The sequence below is a fragment of the Eubacterium segne genome (genome assembly GCF_014287775.1).
GTDB lineage: Bacteria > Bacillota > Clostridia > Lachnospirales > Lachnospiraceae > Eubacterium_G > Eubacterium_G segne.
Genome location: NZ_JACOOZ010000006.1, coordinates 41,782 through 66,021 on the forward strand (window position 1 = coordinate 41,782; position 24,240 = coordinate 66,021).

The following is a 24,240-nucleotide window of genomic DNA, read 5'->3' on the forward strand; positions in this document are numbered from 1 at the left end:
TATGAAGAAGTTTTCACAATTTGTTGTTAAAGCCAGATATGCCATATTGATTATTGCAGTTCTTTTACTGATACCATCGGCAATCGGCTACTTCAATACAAGAGTAAATTACGACCTTTTATATTATCTTCCTGATGGAATTGATACAATGACAGGTCAGGACATCCTGATGGATGAATTTAATTCCGGTGCATTTGGAATTGTTATGGTTGACAAAATGAGCGACAGTGACGTATCTGTACTTAAAGAAAAAATGGAAAAGGTTGACCATGTAAGTAAGGTATTATGGTATGATTCATTTGTTGATTTGGGAATGCCAAAGTCAATGCTTCCTAGCAAAGTATATGATGCATTTAACAAAGATACATCAACAATTATGCTGGTAATATTTGATGATACAAGTTCCGGTGACGGAACAATGAAAGCCATAAATGAAATCAGAAAGGTTACAAAGCACCAATGCTTAATAAGTGGTATTTCTGCAATAGTAACAGATACAAAGGATTTGGCTGAACAGGAAACACCGATTTATGTTTGTGTTGCAGTTGTAATATCTATCATTCTTTTATCATTACTTATGGATTCATTTATGATACCGGTATTCTTCCTTTTGAGTATTGGTATGGCTATAGTCTATAACTTAGGAAGCAATTTTGTTATGGGAGAAATATCCTACATAACAAAGGCATTAGCGGCGGTACTTCAGTTAGGTGTTACAATGGACTACTCCATTTTCCTATGGCACAGCTTTGAGGAACATATGGAAAAGACAAATGGTGATAAATATGAGGCCATGGCAGATGCCATTAGGGCTACAATATCCTCAGTTGTAGGTAGTTCCATAACAACAGTGGCAGGATTTATAGCACTTTGCTTTATGAGTTTCACCTTAGGTTTAGACCTTGGTGTGGTAATGGCAAAGGGTGTTGTATTAGGTGTTATATCATGTGTAACAATTCTTCCAGCATTTATCCTTGTATTCCACAAGGCAATTGAGAAGACAAAACACAGACATCTTTTACCTGATTTTGATAAGGTACCTAGATGGATTGCAAAACATTATAAAATTTTCATTGCAGTATTTGTTATTTTGTTAGTACCTGCAATTTATGGTCAGGCCAACACAAAGGTATACTACGATTTAACATTAAGTCTTCCGGATTCTTTAGAGAGCGTTGTTGCCCAGAATAAGATTGCAAAGGAATATGATTTAGGTTCTGCGAACATTATTTTGTTAGATTCAGATGTAAAGTCAAAAGATGTATCAGCTATGCTTGACGAAGTTAAGAAGGTTGATGGAGTACAAATGGCATTAGGAAAGGAAAGCGTTTTAGACGGTTCTGTTCCGGAATCATTTATTCCTAAGGATTTAACAAAAGAGTTAGAAAGCGATGAACATGAGATGCTTATATTCATGTCCGCATACAAAACAGGTTCAGATGAAGCTAACAACCAGTGTAATGAAATTGAAAAAATTATAAAGAAATATGATAAAAACGGAATGTTAGTAGGTGAGGCAGCTTGTACAAGAGACCTTATTAAAATAACAAACAAAGACTTTGCAACAGTAAGTTTTGTTTCAATTTTCCTGATTTTCATAATCATTGCTTTAGTATTTAAGTCAATTTCACTTCCTATAATACTTGTTGCAGTTATTGAATTTGCTATATTCATTAATATGGGTATACCGTTCTATACTAATACGACGTTGCCGTTTATTGCATCTATTGTTATTGGAACCATTCAGTTAGGTGCTACAGTTGACTATGCAATATTAATGACTAACAGATACAAACTGGAAAGATCTAGTGGAAAAGATAAAAAGGCAGCAGCAGGCGATGCTCTTAAGGCTACAATGAAATCAGTTATGGTAAGTGCATTTACATTCTTTGGAGCAACATTTGGTGTAGGTGTATATTCAAGTATAGATATGATTAGTTCCCTTTGTCTTCTTATGGCAAGAGGTGCTATTGTAAGTATGCTTTGCGTAATCTGCATATTACCTGCAATGTACATTGTATTTGATAAGGCAATCGTTAAAGGAAGCTATAAATTTTTAGATTAAAATAAGATATAAAGAGGATAGGATTTTCGTAATTCTATCCTTTTTTCTTTTAAAATTAAAGTTAAATACACACTGATTTTACTGTGATTTTATTGCAGTTTGTGGTATAATAAAGGTAACAAAATTGAGACAGGAGGACGGCATTATGAAACAGATAATTATAGCTTTAGGACGTGAATTCGGAAGTGGTGGTCATGTTATTGCAAAGAAATTGGCTGAGCATTACAACATACCGTTGTATAACAAAGAACTCTTAGATGAAATTGCAAAGGATGGACATTTTAGCAAAGAGATGCTGGAAAAATTTGATGAACGGCCAATTAGCATTTCTTTTATGCCAATGCCTATTACAGGAAGCACCATTTCCCTTGAACAGCAGATTGCCATTAAGCAGTTTGGATTTTTAAAGAAAAAAGCTGATGAGGAAAAGGAATCTTTTGTGGTAGTCGGAAGATGTGCTGATGAAATTTTAGCAGATAATCCTAACCTTGTAACGGTATTTATTACCGGTGATAAGGAAAGCAAGATTAAAAGAGTTATGGAGCGGGAAAATGTAGATGCAAAGCAGGCAGAAAATAAAATGAAGAAAGTTGACAAGATGCGTAAGGTATATCACAATTTCTACTGTGAGAACAAGTGGGGAGATTCAAGAGGATATGACATATGCATAAATACAGGAAAGGTTGACTTTGACACTGCCGCTAAGATGATCGAACTGTATGTAGATACTAAGAAATAGCAAAAAATATAAATTTGTTAAAGAACTCTCTTTTTAGGGAGTTCTTTTTATGATAGAATGTAATAGTTACAGTTAGCAGACAATATGCTACGAAAGAATCGGACAGGAGGTTAAAAATGGGTGAATTAATATTTAAAGGAATGAAGGTAGAAGAAATTGACCTTACAAATAAATTGGAAGGACAGGTGAAGTTAGATATTGAGCAGAGAGCATCATTTAATGTTAAATACACTAATGATAATCTTCATTGCGCAGCAAATCTGACTATTGACATGATGGAAAAAACAGCACCAATGGATTTCAATTTTAAAATTAGTGCTACTGCATTCTTAGATTGTGAGCCGGGAATGGATAAGAAGGAAATACATAAAAAGGCATATGATGAAATATATCCTAATGTAAGAACTCTTATAACTACAATTATGGTTAATGCAGGACTTCCGCCTATAGTTATTCCAAAGGTGAAAATGGATGACAGTAACATTAAGCTTGCAGGAAATGAACAGGAAAATAACGGTCAGTTATATAGCTAAAGGTAATAAAAGAATTTTTATTAGTTTTGACTAAAAAAACAAAATTTTAAAAGGGGGAAACGAATGTTTATTTGTACAAAATATATGAATATTGTTTTCTTTTTTCACAATAATAGGGGATTATTTGTGCAATAATTACAAAAGATAAAAAAATAGTTCGTCATTATTGCAAAAAACGTTTTTAATTATTAAACTATAAGAGTATTAGATTTTTAGGTAACATAATAATCTAAACCCTTTCAATTTTGTGGCTTCTTGGAGGAATCTCTAAGAAGCCATTCCTGTTTTTATAGCTATATGTGAGAATTTTTAATATATCTTACAGTCTTCTAATGTATTATTTTTTGTGATAATTATTATAATAGAATATATGAAAAAGTAATAATTATCTTTATAAATAAAAGAGTTATGTTTTTTGTCATTTTTTGTAGTTTATAGTGTTGACTAAGAAGCGTATTTAGTGGTATTATGAAAAGAAATTGGGTTAAATTGTAATGATTTTATTATATATAGAAGAGGTTATAATATTATGAAGAAATTGATTTTAGTAACATCTCCACCTGCTTGTGGAAAAACATTTGTAACGAAGAAACTGGCAAAGGCCATTCCAAACTGTGTATATCTTGATAAAGACTCATTAATCGTTTTATCAAAGCAGATATTTGTTGTGGCAAATCAGGAATATAACAGAAGCTCAGATTTCTTTGAAGCAGAAATAAGAGATTATGAATATGATTGCATTATGGAAATTGCAATGGAAGCATTAGAATATAATGATACTGTATTTATTAATGCACCTTACACAAGAGAGGTCAGAACTCCGGGATACATGGAGAATCTTAGACGTCAGCTTTTGGAAAAGAAAGGTGCTGAACTTATAGTTGTATGGGTACAGTGTGACGTTGAAGTATGCAGACAGAGAATGATTGCAAGAAATTCCGACAGAGATACATGGAAGTTAGAAAACTGGGATGAATATGTTAAGAAATTAGATTTTTCAGTTCCAACAGGCATAAAGAATATATTCCTGTTTGACAATTCATCTGATGACAAATTTAAGGTTTCTATTAAGGAAGCTGTAAAGTATTTCGAGGAACTTAAATAAGAATCACTAAAGAGTATCTCAGGATACTCTTTTTATTAGTAAAGAACAGGAGAGAGAATATGGGAAAGGTTAGAACAAGGTTTGCTCCAAGCCCTACAGGTAGGATGCACGTTGGAAATTTAAGAACGGCACTTTATGAATTCCTGATTGCAAAGCATGAGGGCGGAGATTTTATTTTGAGAATAGAAGATACAGACCGTGAAAGATATGTTGAGGGAGCTGTAGATATTATTTACAGGACTTTGGAACAGACAGGTCTTATTCATGATGAAGGTCCTGATAAGGATAAGGGATTTGGCCCATATGTTCAAAGTGAACGTCAGGCATCAGGTCTTTATATGAAATATGCAAAACAGCTTATTGAATCAGGAAATGCCTACTATTGTTTCTGTGATAAGGAAAGATTAGCTGAACTTAAAACTTCCGTTGGAGAGGATGGAAAGGAAATAACAGTTTATGACAAGCATTGCCTTCACCTTTCAAAGGAGGAGATTCAGGCAAATCTTGACGCAGGAAAGCCATATGTTATAAGAATTAATATGCCTACAGAAGGCACAACAACTTTTTATGATGAATTATATGGTGAAATTACCGTTGAAAATAAAGAATTAGATGATATGATTCTTATTAAATCAGACGGATATCCAACATACAATTTTGCAAATGTTATTGACGACCATTTGCAGGAAATTACTCATGTTGTAAGAGGAAATGAGTATATTTCATCTTCACCGAAGTACCAGAGATTGTATGAGGCGTTTGGCTGGAAATCACCAAAATATGTGCATTTACCACTTATTACAGATGAGGAACACAAGAAGTTAAGCAAGCGTTCAGGTCATTCATCATATGAAGATTTGGTGGAGCAGGGATTTTTACCTGAGGCAATTGTCAACTACATTGCTCTTCTTGGATGGAGTCCGGAAGATAACAGAGAAATTTTTTCTCTTGATGAATTAATAGAAGCATTTGACTACCATAAAGTAAACAAAAGTCCTTCAGTTTTTGATATTCAGAAACTTAAATGGATGAATGGAGAATACATTAAGGCAATGGATAACGACATATTCTATGAAAAAGCAATGCCTTACATTAAGGAAGCTATTAAAAAAGATTTGGATCTTAAGAAAATACTTGATATGGTAAAAACAAGAATTGAAGTATTTCCTGAGATTGGTGCTATGGTAGATTTCTTTGAGGAACTTCCTGAGTACAGTGCTGATATGTATACTCACAAGAAAATGAAAACAAACACTGACAATTCATTAGAAGTTCTTAAGGAACTTTTGCCATCATTAGAGGAAACGGATGATTATTCAGTAGATGGACTTCATGAACTTGTATTTGAATACATTGGAAAGAAAGGTTGCAAAAACGGACAGGCATTATGGCCTCTTAGAACAGCAGTTTCAGGTAAGCAGATGACACCTGCCGGTGCTTTCGAAATAATGGAAGTTATAGGAAAAGATGAATCCATAAAGAGAATCAAAAAAGGCATCGAACTGTTAGAAAATGCCCAGGCAGCACAGTAGAAATTATGGGTGAAATATAAGTTATAAAGTATAAGTTATAAAATATAGAAATGGATACCATGTAAGTGGTGTCCATTTTTTTGGCTCTTTGTCAAGCAAGGGGGTAATCCTTTATAAAATAAATTTCGTGGTGGAGATGACAAACATTGAAGATAGGTGCTATATTTTCCTCACAAAAGCGATGGAGGCGGTGCAAGCACCTTCTGGGGCGGATATATACAGTAAATAATACAATTAAACAAAAATTTCTTGTAAAATAAATCAATTCATAGGTTAGAAGTATGCAGGGAGAAAACTTATAGAAAATTGATATTGTAAATATGACTTTCCGTAAAGTTAAAATTCTATGAAATTTTTGATATATAATGGCAATATACAGTTGAGAATTGAAATTGACAAAATTCAATGGTACCTATACAGGAGAAACAATTGATTGCAACAACAAAAGTACCATTGGAAGTTGGAAAAGAAGAGGTCAAATGGCATTTCACAAGTTTTTTAAGTGAATTTAGTGAAAAAGGGGCAGTTGAAAAACAAATATCATGTGTTTCATCCGCCCAAGTGCCATCCCCCAGACACAACTGCCAACCCAACTACGTGGTGCTGGCAATAATTGCCTAAAGCCAATTTCAAAAAACTTTAATACATCAATTTCTGCAACAAATGCTTCTATTAACAACAAACAATTACAAAAACAGCATAACAGCAAATTCGCTACAAAACATCTTATAATATTTACAAAACAACATAATAATGATATACTGCTGATGGAGATAGAGTACGGAAAGGAATACATGTTTAATAAATCACAACAACAGGCTATTAATTTTTTTAAAGGTCCAGCTATGGTATTGGCAGGGCCGGGTTCAGGAAAGACAACAGTTATTACCCATAGAATAAAGAATCTAATAAACAAAGGAGTTGCACCTGAGAGTATAATGGTAGTTACTTTTACTAAGGCGGCGGCTGTTCATATGGAAAAGAAGTTCACAGAACTTATGGCGGAAGGGCATAGGACATATCCGGTGACTTTTGGCACATTTCATGGGATATTTTTTAAGATACTTAGAATGTCATTGGGATATAAGGGAAACTGTATCGTAACAGAAAGAACAAAATATGACATTTTAAGGGAAATCGTTCTTAGAAAACATATAGAATCAGATAACACACAGGAACTTATACAAGGTATAATCGGCGAAATAGGAAATATCAAAGGCAATATGGTTGATTTAATTGATTATGAACCAAAATGCTGCAAAAAAGAGGAATTTTTGCTTGTGTACAGGGAGTATGAGAAAACATTGTCAAAGGAAAAGAAAATTGACTTTGATGATATCCTTTTAAGGTGTCATGAATTGTTTGTTAAAAGATCTGATATTTTGAAACAATGGCAGAATGTATATAGGTATATTTTAATTGATGAATTTCAGGATATTAATACTATTCAATATGAAACAGTGAAGATGTTAGCATGCCCTGATAACAATATTTTTATAGTAGGGGATGATGACCAGTCCATATATGGATTTAGAGGGGCGTGTCCTGAAATAATGGGGCAGTTTACAAAGGATTATGAAAATGGAGAAACTATAATCATGAATATTAATTACCGCTCCGGGGAAACTATTGTAGCTGCATCAGAAAACTTAATAAAAAATAATAAAAACAGATATGAGAAAAATATAATACCTAATACAAAGGGAGGAAAAGAGGTAGATGTCAGACAATTTAAAAATAAGAATCAGGAATTATTGTATGTGGCAAAGAAAATAAAGAAATATTTGGAGAAGGGAGTTAAGCCGTCAGATATTGCAATTTTAGTAAGGAATAACAGCCAGATTCCGGAAATATCCGATTTTCTAAAAAACGTAAGCATAGATTCAAAAAGTAAAAAAGGGGAAAAAAGCATTTATAGGGGAATGGTGGCAGAAGATATAATTAATTACATAAAAGCAGCCATAACCTATGATAAAATGCCTCTGAGAGACAATGACAGTTTTATAAAAATAGTTAATAAACCACAAAGATACATAAATTTAGCGGTGATAGGGGAAAATAGTATAGATTTTGAAGAATTAAGGAAAATATATCAGGAAAGTAAAGAAATAACAGATAATATAGAAAAATTAAAATTCCATTTTGACATGGTAAGAAAGCTAAATCCTTCCGGGGCTATAACATATATTAAACACGGAGTAGGCTATGAAAATTATTTGAGAAAATACGCTATTGACCATAATATGAAAAGAGAAGCTCTGATTAAACAAATGGATGATATTTACAATGAAGCATTAAAATACAATACCTTAAAGGAGTGGATATGGTCAATAGAAAATGAAAAAAATAACAGGTCACAGAAAGATAAAGAAGGGATAAATATAATAACAATGCATGGTTCTAAGGGACTGGAATTTAAAATCGTGTTTATATTAGATGCAAATCAGGGAGTTGTGCCTACCTCAAAGGCGGTAAGGGAAAGGGATTATGAAGAAGAAAGAAGAGTTTTTTATGTGGCAATAACCAGAGCAATAGAAGAACTGTGTGTTTATGGTGTGGCACAAAGCTTAGGGTGTGATGTGGAAATGTCCATGTTTGCTAATGAAATCATATGTTAACTTTTCGTGAAAAGTCTTTGTTTTGTTGCATTTTGTGTTTTATTCTGATAAAGTAGTAATGAATATGGGAATAGGAAATTCCTTTGATATTTTTTGCATAGAAGAATATCCGTTAAAATATATGGCGTGTTTACGCAGAAAGAGGATGATATGGGAAATAATAATCAGTTTGAAGAAGATGAGGATTTATTTGTAACTCTTACATTAGATGATGATACAGAAGTAGATTGCCTTGTGGTAAGTATCTTTGAAGCAGAAAACGGACAGGATTACATCGCATTGCTTCCTACAGAAGGACCTGAAAATGAAGAGGGAGAAGTATATCTTTACAGATATTATGAAGATGAAGATGGTGAACCGGGACTTGATAACATTGAAACAGAAGCAGAATTTTATTTAGCTTCAGATGCTTTTGATGAATTAGTTGAGTCCGGAGAATATGACGAGATTATAGAGGAAGAAGAAAATTTACAGTAGAAGGTGATATTTTATGCCAGAAACAAGAGATGAAGAAATAAAGAGAATCGTAGAAAACAGACGAAGAAACGCAGAGATAAAAAGAGCAGAGCAAATAAAGAAGAGAAATATGACATTAGCAGGAATTGCAGGTGTAGTGATACTTCTTATACTGATTATTATTATCGGTGTTTCATGTTCTTCAAAAAAAGGCAACAAGTCAGCAAAGGAAACAACAGCAGAGGCTACTACCGTTGAGGTTACTACTGTAGTTGAAACTACAACAGTTGAGGAAACAACCAATAAGAAAAATGCAGCAGCGGAAACAACAGTCAAAGCCGTGGAGACTACAAAGACTGAAAATCAAAGTGAAAGTGCTACAACAGGTGACAACGCTTCAGCATCTACATCAATGTATACTAATGATGGTGTAAATTTAAGAAGTGAGGCAAGCACCGATTCATCAGATAACGTAGTTACTACTATTGAAAAAGGTGAAAAGGTTGAGGTTTTAAGTAATGAAGGCGACTGGACAAGAATCAAATATAACGGAAAAACCGGTTATGTAGCAACAAGATTTTTAAGCGAAAAAAATGTATATGATGAATAATTAAAATATTGTCGTATTTATCAGATGTTCAGATGAATGCGACAATATTTTTGTGTAAAAAACAGGCTTTAGGAGAGATCATATGAATTATAATGAATCAATGGAATATATGGAAGCAATAAAAAAATATGGAAGTGTGTTAGGACTTGATACCATAAAAACACTTCTTGCTAAAATGGGAAATCCTCAGGATGAACTAAAGGTGATTCATGTGGCAGGAACCAATGGAAAGGGTTCAACCTCGGCATTTTTGCAAAGCATTTTAATGGAGTCAGGATACAAAACAGGAAGATATTCCTCACCGGCAGTTTTTGAGTATAGGGAAATAATAAGAACGGATAATACCTATATAAGAGAGGAAGAGGTGGCGGATATTTTAACCTATATAAAATCAAAATGCAATGAAATGGTTAAGGAATCATTGCCGCACCCAACTCCTTTTGAAATAGAAACAGCCATGGCGTTTGAATATTTTAAGCGAAAAAAATGTGATGTAGTGCTGGTAGAATGTGGAATGGGAGGAGAAGGAGACGCCACAAATGTGTTTAAAAAGGTACTGTGTAGTGTTATTACAACTATAAGTCTTGACCATACAAAATTTTTAGGCAGTACAATAGGTGAAATTGCAAGGGTAAAAGCGGGAATAATTAAGGACAACTGTCCGGTGATTGTTTCGAATCAGACTGATGAGGCTGTAGAATCCATAAAGAAAATAGCAGAATTAAAAAAGGCTCCTTTCATATTGTGTCAAAATGCGTATGGTATAAAGGCTGAAGGATTTTTAACCTTATATGAATATAAGGCATCTAACGGGAAAATCTATAAAATAGAATTAAAAATGCCCGGAACATATCAGGTTAAAAATTCAATTACAGCCATAGAAGCAGCTTTGGCGCTGGAAAATCGTGGATTTAAGGTTGAAGAAAACATAGAAAAAGGACTTTTAAATGCCAATTGGCCGGGAAGAATGGAAGTTATAAATGATTCACCTTTATTTATTATTGATGGTGCCCATAATCCCGGAGCAATAAAAGAATTAAGGGATTCTATAGATTTGTATTTTACAAATAAGAAAATTACCTTTATAATGGGAGTGTTGGCCGATAAGGACTTTAAAAAAGAGGCGGAAATGATAGCAGGCAGAGGGGAAATGATTATTACCGTAACACCTGATAATGAACGGGCTCTTAATGGAGAAATATTGGCAGAAACCATAAGATCATATAACAGTAATGTTATTTGCGCAAAAGGAATGGATGAGGCAGTTAAAATGTCAATAAATTCAGTTAATGTTAATAACTGTGATTTAATTATTGCCTTTGGTTCATTATCGTATTTAAAGGATTTGCGCAGGGCACTAAAGAAATATATTAAAGCTAAAACAAACAGTTAAAGCCGGAAGGAGAGATTGACATGTTTGATAAGAAAAAAATTGAAGAAGCAGTCAGACTATTTTTAGAAGGTATCGGTGAAGATGCTGACAGAGAGGGGTTAAAGGATACTCCGGAGAGAGTGGCAAGAATGTATGAAGAGTTATGCGCCGGAATGGGCAAAACTCCGGCAGAGCATTTGTCCAGAACATTTTCCTGTGACAACGAAAATGTTGTTATAGAGAAAAATATTACATTCTACTCTACCTGTGAACATCACCTGATGCCTTTTTATGGTAAAGTGCATATTGCTTATATTCCTAACGGAAAAGTTGTGGGAATAAGTAAACTGGCAAGAACAGTGGAAGTTTACGCAAGGCGACTTCAGATACAGGAACAGATGACGGAACAGATTGCAGAGGCATTAGAGGAATATTTAGAGGCAAAAGGTGTTTATGTTATGGTTGAGGCAGAACATATGTGTATGTCTGCACGAGGCATAAAAAAGCCCGGAAGCAAAACTGTCAGCTTTGCATTAAAAGGAAAATTCAAAGAGGATGATGCCTTAAGAAGAGATGTTACTTTACTGATAAATAAATAGGAGAGACGCGAACAATGAAAATAGGAAAATATGAATTTGATTTAGATAAAGAGCCGGTAATAATGGGAATTTTAAATGTAACACCGGATTCATTTTCTGATGGTGGAAAATGGAACAGCTTGGACAAGGCTTTAGAGCATACCCGGCAGATGATTGATGATGGGGCAAAAATAATCGATATAGGGGGAGAGTCCACAAGACCGGGCTACACTCTTATAAGTGATGAAGAAGAAATAAGCAGAGTTGTGCCTGTAATAGAGGCTGTAAAGGAAAGATTTGATGTGGCAGTTTCCCTTGACACATACAAAACAGGAGTGGCACGGGAAGGAATTAAAGCAGGAGCAGATATGATAAATGATGTCTGGGGCTTTAAATGGGGCAAAAAGGATATGGCTGACCTTGTTGCGGAAACTAAGGTGGCAGCCTGTGTAATGCATAATAGAGATAATACAAATTATAATAACTTTGTGGAAGATGTTTTAAATGATTTAAGAGAGTCTTTGGAAATTGCCCACAAGGCCGGGGTAAAAGATTCACAGATAGTGCTTGATCCGGGAGTTGGATTTGGAAAGGATTATCCCCAGAATCTTATGGTTATTAATGAAGTTAACCGTTTAAAGGAACTGGGACTTCCGGTGCTCCTTGGAACTTCAAGAAAATCAGTTATAGGGCTTACCCTTGATGTGGACAGAGATGACAGAATGGCAGGAACAGTAGCCACAACAGTTATGGGTTATGAAAGAGGATGCACCATTTTCAGGGTTCATGATGTTAAGGAAAATTATCAGGCTCTTATGATGGCAAAAGCCATAAAAAATGTAAAATAAAGGATATAATATGGATTGTATAAAAATCAGACAGTTAGAGGTATTTGCTTACCATGGCTGTAATGAAGAAGAAAAAATAAACGGACAGAAGTTTTATGTGGATGCGGATTTGTTTACTGATGTAAGAACTCCCGGAATGAGTGATGATTTGGAGGAAACAGTAAATTACTCTAAGGCATGTAAGTTTATTAATAAGTTTATGACGGAAAACAGATTTGATTTAATTGAAGCTGTTGCAGAACAGACAGCAAGAGGGCTTTTAAAGGAATTTCCTAAGATTAAGGAAGTGGAGCTTACCATAAATAAGCCTAATGCACCTATAAAGCTGCCTTTTGGCAATGTGGCTGTTACAGTCAGAAGAAAGTGGAGCAGAGCATATTTAAGCATTGGCTCTAATATGGGAGATAAGGAAGAATACCTTAATCAGGCAATAGAAGGTCTTTATGATGATGAAAACTGTAGGGTCAGCATAGTATCAAAGTTTATTGAAACAGAGCCATATGGACCAGTGGAGCAGGATAATTTCTTAAATGGATGTGTAGAAATTGAGACATTGTACTCTCCGAAAGAATTATTGAGGAAGGTTAATATAATTGAGTTAGAAGCCGGAAGAACAAGGGAGATTCATTGGGGACCAAGAACTCTTGATATTGATATTATTTTGTTTGATAATGAAATTGTTAATTTACCGGATTTGAAAATTCCACATATTGAGATGCATAAGAGATTATTTGTGTTAGAACCTTTAAATCAGATAGCACCATATGCCGTTCATCCGATTTTTAACAAGACGGTTTCACAATTGTTAGAGGATTTACAGCCACAAAATAAGTGTAGTGGATGTGGCGGATGTAGTTTTAGGCAGCAGAATGATTAGCCGGGATAGTTAAGTGTTCTGATTGGTATAAAAAGTTCAAAGATAGATTACGTTAAGAAATATTTTTCATTATGAAAGGAACAAAATGAGAGATTTACAGGACAGCAGAAAAGAGATAGACATTATTGATGAACAGATTATAAGGCTTTTTGAGAAAAGAATGGATATATGTAAGGATGTGGCAGCATATAAGCTTCACACGGGAAAGCCGGTTTTAGACAGAAAGAGAGAGTTAGATAAGTTAAAAACTTTAAAGGCTCAGGCAAGTAATAAATTTTACGGACATGGTGTGGAAGAACTTTTTGAGCAGATTATGTCCATGAGCAGAAAAATGCAGTATAAGTTACTTACGGAAGAAGGGGTAAACAGCGATATTGGCTTTGATATTGTGGATGATTTGCCAAAGGAAGATGTTACGGTAGCTTATCAGGGAATACCGGGAGCGTACAGCCAGCAGGCTGCTACGGAATATTTTGGTGATAAGTCAAGTTATGTTAACGTGTCGACTTTCAGAGAGGCTATGAAATATGTAAGAGATGGCAAGGCTGATTATGCCGTGCTTCCTTTTGAAAATTCATCAGCAGGAATTGTTACGGATGTTTACGACTTGTTAGTAGAATTTCATAATTATATTGTGGATACCTTTGATGTTAAAATTGAGCATTGTCTTTGTGGTATAAAAGGTTCTAAAATTGAGGATATTAAGGATGTTTATTCTCATCCCCAGGCTTTTATGCAAAGTAACGCATTTATCGAAGAACATGGCTGGGGAAAGGTTAATCTGGCTAACACTGCAATAAGTGCCAGATATATTTCAGAGCAGTCTGACAAATCAAGAGGCTGTATAGCCAGTGCTAATGCAGCAAAAATATACGGACTTGATATTTTACATAAAGGAATTAACTTCAATGCAACTAATACAACAAAGTTTATAATTATCAGCAGGAATAAAATTGCGAGACGTAATGCTGACCTTATTTGTATTAGCTTTGAAATGCCTCACGAAAGTGGTACATTGTATCAGATGTTGTCTCACATTATTTACAATGATCTTAACATGACAAGAATCGAGTCAAGACCTGTTCCGGAGAAAAAATGGGAATATCGGTTTTATGTTGAGTTTGAAGGAAAATCCACACAGGCAGGTGCCATAAATGCCCTTAGCGGAATTAATGCAGAATCAATTAACATGCGAATCCTTGGAAATTATTAAAGAATAACTATGTTGTGTGGGGAGCGATTGCAGGAAAAGAGGACTGTGTATATTGGAAAAACAGGCTGGATATTAGTAAGGATGTAGAAGAAATAAGATATTGGAAATAAAATATCAGAAATAAAATATCGGAAATTTAAAGATAGGCGGTTGGATGGCTTCAATAGAGAAATCCAACTGCTTATTTTTGCGGTGGAATTGATTGTGAATATTATGGGGTATTATAATTGAGCGTGAAAAATTGAAAAGTACATTAAATTTGAAAATATATCAAATATTTCATGTAAATGTTTTGACATTACGAGCTTGAAAAGTGCTTGTGTAGAGAAAAAATACATAAAATTTGAAAATATAACATATATTTCTTGTAAATTCAGGAGTTTCATAAGATTTGAGGTTGGTTCAGAAGAGAAAAATGCATTGAAAATCACAAAAACAACAAATATTCTTGTAAAATTTGAATTCTCACTTGGGGTATTTTTAGGGATTTAATAACTGTTATATTGTGTTATAAAAATCTCGTTAAACCCTTGAAAACACTAAAGTTTTCGCGGGTGTCCTCTCCGTCACATCTTGTATCGTGTTATATTGTTCTATCCTTGTTTACGAATCCTCATAAGGGAAATATAATCCGGTAACAACTTATAACAAATTATGAAAATGGCAGTTGGGACCGGAAGAAATGCTTATAATACATTTTCAAGAAGGGATTGATGCGGAGGATAGTCTCAAAGTTTGGTAAATATTAAAATTTGCACAAATCGAACGATTTTGTTGATAAAATCGTTCGATTTGTGTATAATATAACTGAAAAGAGAGATTCTATTTTTTAGACGATAAATAATTATTCTTCAAGAAAGGGGATGATGATATGTCTATTACTGCAACTGAATTAAAAACTAATCTTGGTAAATACCTTATGCTTGCAGAAACAGAGGATATTTATATTACCCGTAACGGAAAAGTTGTTGCAAAATTGTCTAATCCATATCAGGACAGAGTAGATGTTGCTAAGTCATTGTTTGGTGTTCTTCCAAATGATATGACGCTGGAAGAAGCACGGGAAGAAAGGTTGAATACAATATGAGAGTTTTAGTTGATACTTGTGTTATCATCGATGCGTTACAGTCTCGTGTCCCGTTTGCTGAAGCAGCACAAAAGCTCTTTATATATTCTGCAAATAAGCAATTTGAGGGTTATATTACTGCAAAGTCAGTTACAGATATCTATTATCTGACACATCGTTTAACACATAGCGATGCAGAAACACGAAAGATTTTGAGTAAACTGTTTACTTTATTTCATTTGTTGGATACTACTTCTTTAGATTGCCGAAAAGCAATATCTTCTGAAATTGGTGATTATGAAGATGCTATTATGGTGGAAACAGCAATTCGTTCAGAAATGGATTGCATAGTAACCAGAAATATGAAAGACTATGCGAAATCTTCTGTTAAGGTGTGTGAACCTTCTGCATTAATAAAGTTATTAGATGAGGGAAACGAAACTGAATAGAACAGGAAAGGCGGGATACAGATGAGGAAAAAAAGAGTGATTTCAATATGACCATCCCCCATGGAATTACCACATTATTAAGATGTAAAAAAGTACAGGTGAAGTTTAGTATAAAAAATTCACCTGTACTTTTTATGTCCACATTAGCTATTACTACATGCGTTAGTTATTTGGCACAAACACCTGTATCAACTATTTAATACCAATCCCCTGATTACTCAATGCGACTACATTTCTTATATTGTTCCTCTAACTCCTCGTCGCTTATCATTGTAATACGTCCCTGGTCATACTGTTCACAAACCCAGGAATATATTTTAACCACAACAGGATCATTTTTAGAAACTGCAGGTAAGCCCAGCTTTTTGTTGTATTGATTTACCCAGAAAGCAACGCCGGCAACACCGGATGTGTTAGTTACGGAAACTTTAGGTGGACGGTCTAATATAGATTCCGTATCAAAAATATTATATATTTCAGGGTTTTTCATCATGCCATCAGCATGGATTCCGGCACGGGTTAGATTGAAATTGTCACCAACAAAAGGCGTCATAGGTGGCAAATCATAATCAGTTTCATTTTTAATATAATCAGCAATTTCAGTAATTACTTCAGGATGCATTCCATTCATTGTTCCGCGAAGGGATGCGTACTCAAAAACCATTGCCTCCAAAGGAACATTACCGGTACGTTCGCCAATGCCAAGAAGTGAACAGTTTACGGCACTGGCACCATACATCCAGGCAGTAGCGGCATTTACAACGCCTTTATAAAAATCATTGTGTCCATGCCATTCAATCATATCACTGGGAACTCCTGCGTAATGCTGAAGTCCGTAAATAATGCCGGATACGCTTCTTGGAAGAGCAACACCGGGATATGGAACACCAAGACCTAATGTATCACAGGCACGAACCTTAATAGGAATGTGACATTCCTGGGAAATCTGCATGAGCTGGCTGGCAAAAGGAACAACGAAACCGTAAAAATCAGCCCTTGTTATATCTTCAAAATGGCATCTTGGACGAAGTCCTGCATTAATGCACTCCTTAACAATGCCTAAGTATTTGTCTAAAGCCTGCTTTCTTGTAAGCCCCATTTTATGAAAAATATGATAATCGGAACAGCTTACAAGAATCCCGGTTTCTTTAACTCCTATAGACTTAACCATATCAAAATCTTTTTTATTGGCGCGAATCCAGGTAGTAATTTCCGGGAATTTGTATCCAAGCTCCATACATTTTTCCAATGCCAGACGGTCTTTTTTTGAGTAAACAAAGAACTCTGTCTGACGAATCATACCATTATCTCCACCTAATTTATGAAGAAGTTTGAAAATATGTACCATCTGGTCAGTTGTGTAAGGCGCTCTTGATTGCTGACCGTCTCTAAAGGATGTATCGGTAATATATATATCATCAGGCATGTTTGCCGGAACGTGTCGATAGTTAAAAGCTATTTTGGGAGTCTCTGAATAGGGAAACATCTCGTGAAAAAGCTCCGGTGAATCGACATCCTGTAATTGATAACTGTAAGGATCCTGTTCTAATAAGTTGGTTTTATGGCTTAAATTAATTTCCTGCATAAGCAAATCCTTTCCATGCCTGAAAATGGCAAAAAATAATATTTGTATTGAAAATATTATATGCTTAGGATAAACTATAAGTAAAGTGAATTATTTAGATTGTTATAATCGAAAAAACTGATTAATCTCAAAGAAAACAAATGAGCGAACTTCATTTCTAAGCATGATTTCCATGAAATGCCGCTGACAGGAAGGAGAAAATTATGGATATTGAATCATTGAAAACTTTTATTGTACTTTCTAATGTAAAAAATTATACAAGAGCAGCAAATCAGCTATTTGTCGCCCAATCTACTGTAACCAACAGGATTAACGAGTTAGAGAAGGAATTAAATATATCCCTTTTTTCAAGAAATAACAGGAGAGTGGAACTAACTATGGAGGGAGAGCAGTTTCTTTTATATGCTGAAAAAGTCATAAAGCTGACAGATGATTCATTATCGGAAATAAGTTCAATACACAAATTTGATAATCATATCCGTATAGGGTGTTCAGACTCTGTTTATGAGGCACATTTGTCTTCAATAATATTAGAGCATCAACGGAAATTCCCTAAGGATTCCCTAAAAATAATGATTGGAATATCTAACAATTTATTGGAATTGTTACAGGATGATATATTAGATATAGTTTTTAGCTATATACCGCTTAAAAAGGCAGCCTTTTATTGTGAAATGTATAAACAGGATACCATGGTTTTGGTAACGGATTATAATAATAAAAAATATAAAGAGGGAATAACTCAGAAAGAATTAGTTAATGAAAAATATCTTATGTGTAACTTTGCACTACAGGATGTAGGTCAGTTTATAAGAGGGTTGTTCCCAAAATATCAGCAGTTTTCCTTGGAAATTGATGACTGTGCCAAAATCATTCCTTTTTTATTAGGACAGGAAAATTATACATTTTTGCCTTGGGATATGGCTAAATCATATATTGAATCAGGTAAGCTGAGAAATATTCCACTGATAGATTTTAAAACTCCAATGATAAACAGCTATATAATTGGAAAAAAAGAAAAGCAGTATATGAGAAAAATTATTATGGGAGAGTAGGATAAAAACATACACGGTGAGACAGCAAAAGTGAAAAAAAAAGTAGAAGATGGGACTACAGGGTTCCATCTTCTACTTCTATTCCAGCCTTTATTTCTAAAAACTTAAGTATATCTTCATATACCAGTTCTTTTTCTTTTTCATTAAAAACTTCATGCCTCATATCCTGATACAGCTTGTAGTAAGTGTTAGGATAACCGCAACGTTTAAAATGGGTAACTGCCTTCTTAAAAGAATAGTCATTTTTTCTACAGGGATCTTCACTACCAGATACAAACATAACCGGAAGAGAAGGATTCTTGCTGGTCCATCCCATTTTGCTGTAAACAGTCTGCATTAAGTTAAACAACGCATAATAACCGTTTAGCGTGAAAGGGTATCCACACATAGGATCACTATTGTACAACTCTACAACATATCTGTCACTGGACAACCATGAATTAACAATTCCTTCTTTTTCAAAAGGCTTCTCAAAGGGACCGTTTACCAGTTTCTCAATCATGGGACTTCTGTAATGCCAACCCCTAAACAAAGCCAGAAAACGTGTAAAATATTTAGCAACCCCTACAAATCTGTTGTAGGATGGAGAGCCGCTTAAAACTACTGCCTGAACTTCACGGGAGTTCTTTTTCAAGTAAGCACGCACAATAAGGGAACCCATACTGTGACCAATGAGAATAAGGGGCAAATGAGGAAATTCCCTTCTTAAAAACATGGTAAATTCATGTACATCATCAATAAGCCCTTTATATCCTTCCTCCCCAAAGTAGCCTAAATCCTCTTTAGTGAGAATATTTTCACCGTGGCCTCTGATGTCGGAAATAGCACAGATAAATCCTTTATTGTTAAAATATTTCATTGTTTCAGCATAGCGCTGCCTTGTTTCACACATGCCATGCACAAATTCCATTACACCTATGGGTTTAACACCATTAGGTGGGTAAGTTATGGTAGTTGGTCTCATAAAGCCTCCTAAATGGCATTAATCATCAATGTCCATTCCTTCTGTTGTGTAAATAGTTCTTTTTCTTGCCATTTCATCATTTTCAAGATATTCATCATAAGTAGTAATTTTATCAATTAACTTGCCGTTTACAATTTCCATAATACGGTTTGCTGTTGTCTGAACAACCTGATGATCTCTTGAAGAGAAAAGTAAAACTCCCGGGAATTTAATTAAACCGTTGTTAAGGGCAGTGATACTTTCCATGTCAAGGTGGTCAGTAGGTTCGTCAATAATTAAAACATTAGCACCGCTAATCATAAGCTTAGATAGCATTACCCTGACTTTTTCACCACCGGATAAAACACGGACTTTCTTCATTCCGTCATCTCCCGCAAATAACATTCTTCCAAGGAATCCACGGACATATGTGGCATCCTTGTTTTCAGAATACTGTGTAAGCCAGTCAACAATAACATCATCTGAATCAAAATCCTTTGTGTTATCCTTAGGGAAGTAGGACTGGCTGGTTGTTATGCCCCATTTATAACTTCCTTCGTCAGGCTCAATCTCTCCTGTAAGAATACGGAATAGAGTGGTTTTGGCTAAACCGTTAGAACCTACAAAGGCAACCTTGTCTTCACGTCCGATTATAAAGGAAATGTCATCTAATACTTTAATACCGTCAATTGTTTTTGAAAGATGTTCCACAGTAAGAACTTCATTTCCAATTTCCCTGTCAGGTCTGAAATCTATATATGGATATTTTCTGCTGGAAGGTTTAATTTCATCCAACTCAATTTTTTCCAATGCACGTTTTCTTGATGTAGCCTGTTTTGACTTTGAAGCATTGGCACTGAATCGCTGAATAAATTCCTGCAATTCCTTGATTTTTTCTTCTTTCTTTCTGTTAGCTTCCTTCATCTGCTTAACAATTAACTGGCTTGATTCATACCAGAAATCGTAGTTTCCGGCATATAACTGAATCTTGGCGTAGTCAATGTCTGCAATCTGAGTACATACTTTGTTAAGGAAATATCTGTCATGAGAAACTACGATAACAGTATTATCAAAGTTAATCAAAAATTCCTCAAGCCATGCAATGGCATCCAAATCCAAATGGTTAGTAGGCTCATCTAATAACAAAATATCAGGATTTCCAAATAAAGCCTGAGCTAATAAAACCTTAACCTTTAGTGAACCGGTTAAATCTTTCATAAGACTGTAATGGTATTCAGTGTCAACACCAAGTCCGTTTAAAAGAGTAGCTGCATCAGACTCAGCTTCCCAGCCGTTCATTTCAGCAAACTCGCCTTCAAGCTCAGAAGCACGGATACCGTCTTCGTCAGTAAAGTCTTCCTTCATGTAAATGGCTTCTTTTTCCTTCATAATGTCATAAAGACGCTGGTTTCCCATAATAACAGTATCAAGAACAGTATATTCATCGTACTGGAAATGATCCTGCTTTAAGAAGGAAAGACGCTCACCCGGGGTAATAATAACTTCACCACTGGTTGGCTCAATTTCACCTGTAAGAATTTTCAAAAAAGTTGACTTTCCGGCACCGTTGGCACCGATAAGACCGTAACAGTGTCCCGGCACAAATTTAATATTAACATCTTCAAAAAGTGCCTTTTTGCCAAAACGCAGTGATATGTTGCTTGTACTTATCATTTTAAAACCTCGCTTATATATTTGATATTATTTACTAAATTAATTGCAAATCAAAGTATATCAGTTTTTTTACATTAAAGCAACGTTAATCCCCATATAAAATAGGTAGTGAAATTAATAACTTATGTGTTATAATTATTTTCATATCATTTCGTTTTAAGGCGTGAAAGGGAGACATCATGAATAATAAACTTTTAGAAAACATTAAAGTATACAGAGGAAATCCATTGCTTATGGGAGTTACGGTAATAGGCGATGAGGTGAATTTCGCAATTACAGCTAAATATGGCAGCAATTGCCAGGTAGTTTTGTATGAAAAAGGAAAAGACGAGGAGGTTGCACGTATTCCCTTTGAAAACGCACAGGTCATAGGAAATGTGTACGCCATGAGTGTGTCTGGACTTGATTATTCAAAATATTATTATAATTTTTCCGTGGATGGAGAAATAGTTACTGATGAATATGCAAAGGCACTTTCAGGAAAAAAGAATTGGGGGAAGGCGTGTGATAATCTAAAAGGTATTATTATAAATGATGATTATGACTGGCAGCAGGATGCACCTTTGAATATTCCTTTTGACGAAACTATTTTATATCGTATGCATGTAAGAGGATTTACAAAGCATGCCACATCAAAGGTAAAACACAAGGGAACGTATTTAGGTATTGTTGAGAAAATCCCATATTTAAAAGAGTTAGGCATAAATATGATTGAGCTTATGCCGGCATATGAATTTAATGAAATAAAAAAAGAAAACGCAACTTCCATGAAGGGACAGTTTGCCATAGAGTCGCCGGTACTTAATTACTGGGGATATACTGACGGTTATGCATTTGCACCTAAGGCATCCTTTGCATGGACTAACACTCCGGGAGGAGAGGTGGAAGAGTTTAAATATCTGGTAAGGGAGCTTCACAAAAACGGAATAGAGATTTCCATGGAATTTTTCTTCCCTCAGGGAACTAATCCTAAGCTTATTTTAGACTGTCTTCATTATTGGGTTATGGAATATCACATAGATGGAATACATGCAAACTGCGAAGAGGCAGTTATGCGAATGGTAGAAACAGATAATCTTTTATGTACAACTAAGATTTTCACATATAGTTTTTCAAATAATACTGATTTTTATGGCAGAAAAAGTGAAATCAGAAATATTGCCAACTTTAACGATGACTTTATGGTTTGCGCAAGGCGGTTTATTAAGGGGGATGAGGATATGCTAAACACAATGGCATATAAGATAAAAGCTAATCCTCCGGGAGTGGCAGTGGTAAATTATGTGGCAAACCATAATACATTTACATTGTACGATACTGTTTCTTATGACAGAAAATATAACGAGGCAAATGGTGAAAATAACAGGGACGGTGCAGTGTATAATTACAGCTGGAATTGCGGCGCGGAAGGTGATACCAGAAAGCGGAAAATCATGGATTTGAGAAAAAGGCAGATAAAAAATGCCCTGTGTCTGGTATTTTTAAGTCAGGGAGTCCCTATGCTGTATGCAGGAGATGAAATGTGTAATTCCCAAAAGGGAAATAACAATCCATATTGTCTTGATAATGAAATATCATGGACTAACTGGAATACCAACGCCATGGCAAAGGAAATACTGGAATTTACAAAAAATATTATAGCTTTCAGGAAAAAGCATAAGGTTCTTCATTTGTCTCAGGAAACAAGACAAATGGATTATAAATCTTACGGTCTTCCGGATATGTCTTATCATGGATCAAAGGCATGGTATGCGGACTTTAGTCATTTTAACAGACATTTTTCAGTTATGTATTGCGGAAAATACGCATTGTTAGACAAGGCAGGGGAAGAACAGGATATATATATAGCTTACAATATGTATTGGGAAAATCAGGAGTTTGGAGTTCCGTCTGTCAGAAATAAGAAAAAATGGCACCTTGAATTTTCCACAGATGGAAACAAAAAGGACTGTGATATTGACAGAATGTATGAGGCACCGGGAAGAAGCATTAGCGTGTTAGTTGCCGGTGATGAGAATAAATAATGGGAGATATAAGTTGAAGGAATTTGATAATAAGGGTATTGGAGCATACCTTAATCTTGACAGGTGGGGACTTACTACCTTTACATTGAAAATCATAGCAATGGTGACCATGATTTTTGACCACGTTGCGGTAATTTTACTTACAGATTATGGAAACATGTATGAGGCATTCAGAATTGTGGGAAGAATAAGTTTTCCTATATTCTGTTTTGTGTTGGTTGAGGGATATTTTCATACTAAAAACCGGATGAGTTATGCTACAAGGCTGGGAATATTTGCACTGATATCAGAAGTTCCATATGATATGATGTATGGCAGCTTCTTTAATCTGGAAAAGCAAAATGTTATGTTCACCTTGTTTTTCGGATTTATGGTTATATGGGCACTTGACTTAATAACAGGTTTTGCCATAAGATACCCTGAAAAATTAGTCAGCAAAGTAGGTGTGTTACGACTTAATTATTTAGCTGAATTGATAGTTATGGCACTGGGTTTTGGGGCGGCATATTTTTTAAATACATCTTATTCCTACGCAGGAATTCTTTTAATCATATGCTTCTATGTTTTCAGAAAACACCACATAGGAAAAATTGCATCCAATGTAGTATTTAATATGGGAATGTTTGGATATGGAATACAATGGGCAGGAGTATTAAGCATATTGCCGATAGCTTTGTATAATGGAAAAGCAGGATGTAGAAAGGGCAAATATGTTTTTTATGTATTTTATCCGTTACACATATTGTTATTGGTAATGATTAAAAAATGGATTTTTATGTAAAAATAATTAATTAACCATAATAAAATAAAATCTAGCCACTTTTTTATAAAATTAACCCCTTTTTTATATATTTAAATTTTTTATACTGTAAGTAGATTTATTGGAACGTAAAATTAA

Annotated in this window: 22 protein-coding genes; 19 read left to right on the top strand and 3 right to left on the bottom strand. The window is 34.7% G+C overall.

What is annotated here, in order from left to right; genetic code table 11:
• The first annotated feature begins 1 nt into the window (after position 1).
• From H8S00_RS09115 to H8S00_RS09190, 16 genes are all read left to right on the top strand, one after another.
• A complete protein-coding gene (locus tag H8S00_RS09115) occupies positions 2-2,065 on the top strand; it encodes an efflux RND transporter permease subunit (protein ID WP_021953746.1) in 2,064 nt (687 codons plus the stop codon).
• A 145-nt stretch (positions 2,066-2,210) separates the two neighbouring features.
• Positions 2,211-2,804: a cytidylate kinase-like family protein gene (locus H8S00_RS09120; protein WP_021953747.1), complete on the top strand. Its 594-nt coding sequence runs from the start codon at positions 2,211-2,213 to the stop codon at positions 2,802-2,804.
• A gap of 116 nt (positions 2,805-2,920) precedes the next feature.
• Positions 2,921-3,337, top strand: coding sequence for a hypothetical protein (locus H8S00_RS09125; protein WP_021953748.1), 417 nt, complete (start codon positions 2,921-2,923; stop codon positions 3,335-3,337).
• A gap of 529 nt (positions 3,338-3,866) precedes the next feature.
• Positions 3,867-4,442, top strand: a complete 576-nt coding sequence (locus tag H8S00_RS09130; protein ID WP_021953749.1) for a P-loop nucleotide/nucleoside kinase family protein — start codon at positions 3,867-3,869, stop codon at positions 4,440-4,442.
• 59 nt (positions 4,443-4,501) lie between these two features.
• Positions 4,502-5,974 (top strand): glutamate--tRNA ligase, encoded by a 1,473-nt coding sequence (gene gltX, locus H8S00_RS09135; RefSeq protein ID WP_021953750.1) that lies wholly within the window; start codon positions 4,502-4,504, stop codon positions 5,972-5,974.
• A gap of 429 nt (positions 5,975-6,403) precedes the next feature.
• Positions 6,404-6,595 carry a hypothetical protein gene (locus H8S00_RS09140; protein ID WP_118589390.1) on the top strand — a complete coding sequence of 64 codons (192 nt, stop codon included), beginning with the start codon at positions 6,404-6,406 and terminating at the stop codon, positions 6,593-6,595.
• A 146-nt stretch (positions 6,596-6,741) separates the two neighbouring features.
• On the top strand, positions 6,742-8,592 hold the full coding sequence (locus tag H8S00_RS09145) for an ATP-dependent helicase (RefSeq protein WP_021953751.1): 1,851 nt from the start codon (positions 6,742-6,744) through the stop codon (positions 8,590-8,592).
• 150 nt (positions 8,593-8,742) lie between these two features.
• Complete coding sequence (locus H8S00_RS09150; protein ID WP_021953752.1) at positions 8,743-9,069, top strand: DUF1292 domain-containing protein; 327 nt, start codon at positions 8,743-8,745, stop codon at positions 9,067-9,069.
• Between the two features lie 13 nt (positions 9,070-9,082).
• Positions 9,083-9,658: an SH3 domain-containing protein gene (locus H8S00_RS09155; RefSeq protein ID WP_021953753.1), complete on the top strand. Its 576-nt coding sequence runs from the start codon at positions 9,083-9,085 to the stop codon at positions 9,656-9,658.
• 82 nt (positions 9,659-9,740) lie between these two features.
• The gene (locus tag H8S00_RS09160; protein WP_021953754.1) at positions 9,741-11,051 is read left to right on the top strand and encodes a bifunctional folylpolyglutamate synthase/dihydrofolate synthase; all 1,311 of its coding nucleotides are present in this window, start codon (positions 9,741-9,743) and stop codon (positions 11,049-11,051) included.
• Positions 11,052-11,071: 20 nt separating this feature from the next.
• The gene (gene folE / locus H8S00_RS09165) at positions 11,072-11,629 is read left to right on the top strand and encodes a GTP cyclohydrolase I FolE (protein WP_021953755.1); all 558 of its coding nucleotides are present in this window, start codon (positions 11,072-11,074) and stop codon (positions 11,627-11,629) included.
• Positions 11,630-11,643: 14 nt separating this feature from the next.
• On the top strand, positions 11,644-12,456 hold the full coding sequence (folP, locus tag H8S00_RS09170; protein WP_186840444.1) for a dihydropteroate synthase: 813 nt from the start codon (positions 11,644-11,646) through the stop codon (positions 12,454-12,456).
• A 10-nt stretch (positions 12,457-12,466) separates the two neighbouring features.
• Positions 12,467-13,333: a 2-amino-4-hydroxy-6-hydroxymethyldihydropteridine diphosphokinase gene (gene folK / locus H8S00_RS09175; protein WP_021953756.1), complete on the top strand. Its 867-nt coding sequence runs from the start codon at positions 12,467-12,469 to the stop codon at positions 13,331-13,333.
• An 85-nt stretch (positions 13,334-13,418) separates the two neighbouring features.
• Positions 13,419-14,546, top strand: coding sequence for a bifunctional chorismate mutase/prephenate dehydratase (locus H8S00_RS09180; protein ID WP_021953757.1), 1,128 nt, complete (start codon positions 13,419-13,421; stop codon positions 14,544-14,546).
• A gap of 871 nt (positions 14,547-15,417) precedes the next feature.
• Positions 15,418-15,633 carry a type II toxin-antitoxin system Phd/YefM family antitoxin gene (locus tag H8S00_RS09185; protein WP_021953758.1) on the top strand — a complete coding sequence of 72 codons (216 nt, stop codon included), beginning with the start codon at positions 15,418-15,420 and terminating at the stop codon, positions 15,631-15,633.
• Positions 15,630-16,061 carry a PIN domain-containing protein gene (locus H8S00_RS09190; RefSeq protein WP_021953759.1) on the top strand — a complete coding sequence of 144 codons (432 nt, stop codon included), beginning with the start codon at positions 15,630-15,632 and terminating at the stop codon, positions 16,059-16,061. Before H8S00_RS09185 ends, H8S00_RS09190 begins: the two co-directional genes overlap by 4 nt.
• A gap of 214 nt (positions 16,062-16,275) precedes the next feature.
• On the opposite strand, the gene H8S00_RS09195 is transcribed toward H8S00_RS09190, so the two are convergent.
• Positions 16,276-17,646 (bottom strand): hydroxymethylglutaryl-CoA lyase-like TIM-barrel protein, encoded by a 1,371-nt coding sequence (locus tag H8S00_RS09195; protein WP_021953760.1) that lies wholly within the window; start codon positions 17,644-17,646, stop codon positions 16,276-16,278.
• Between the two features lie 203 nt (positions 17,647-17,849).
• On the opposite strand from H8S00_RS09195, the gene H8S00_RS09200 reads away from it, so the two are divergent.
• Positions 17,850-18,701: a LysR family transcriptional regulator gene (locus H8S00_RS09200; protein ID WP_021953761.1), complete on the top strand. Its 852-nt coding sequence runs from the start codon at positions 17,850-17,852 to the stop codon at positions 18,699-18,701.
• A gap of 55 nt (positions 18,702-18,756) precedes the next feature.
• Here H8S00_RS09200 and H8S00_RS09205 read toward each other — a convergent pair whose 3' ends face one another.
• Both H8S00_RS09205 and H8S00_RS09210 read right to left on the bottom strand, forming a co-directional pair.
• A complete protein-coding gene (locus H8S00_RS09205; protein ID WP_021953762.1) occupies positions 18,757-19,665 on the bottom strand; it encodes an alpha/beta fold hydrolase in 909 nt (302 codons plus the stop codon).
• An 18-nt stretch (positions 19,666-19,683) separates the two neighbouring features.
• Positions 19,684-21,318: an ABC-F family ATP-binding cassette domain-containing protein gene (locus H8S00_RS09210; protein ID WP_021953763.1), complete on the bottom strand. Its 1,635-nt coding sequence runs from the start codon at positions 21,316-21,318 to the stop codon at positions 19,684-19,686.
• A gap of 179 nt (positions 21,319-21,497) precedes the next feature.
• Here H8S00_RS09210 and H8S00_RS09215 point away from each other — a divergent pair, with 179 nt between their 5' ends.
• Positions 21,498-23,342: an alpha-amylase family glycosyl hydrolase gene (locus H8S00_RS09215; protein ID WP_021953764.1), complete on the top strand. Its 1,845-nt coding sequence runs from the start codon at positions 21,498-21,500 to the stop codon at positions 23,340-23,342.
• Between the two features lie 13 nt (positions 23,343-23,355).
• Positions 23,356-24,123 carry a TraX family protein gene (locus tag H8S00_RS09220; protein WP_021953765.1) on the top strand — a complete coding sequence of 256 codons (768 nt, stop codon included), beginning with the start codon at positions 23,356-23,358 and terminating at the stop codon, positions 24,121-24,123.
• Positions 24,124-24,240 lie beyond the last annotated feature (117 nt).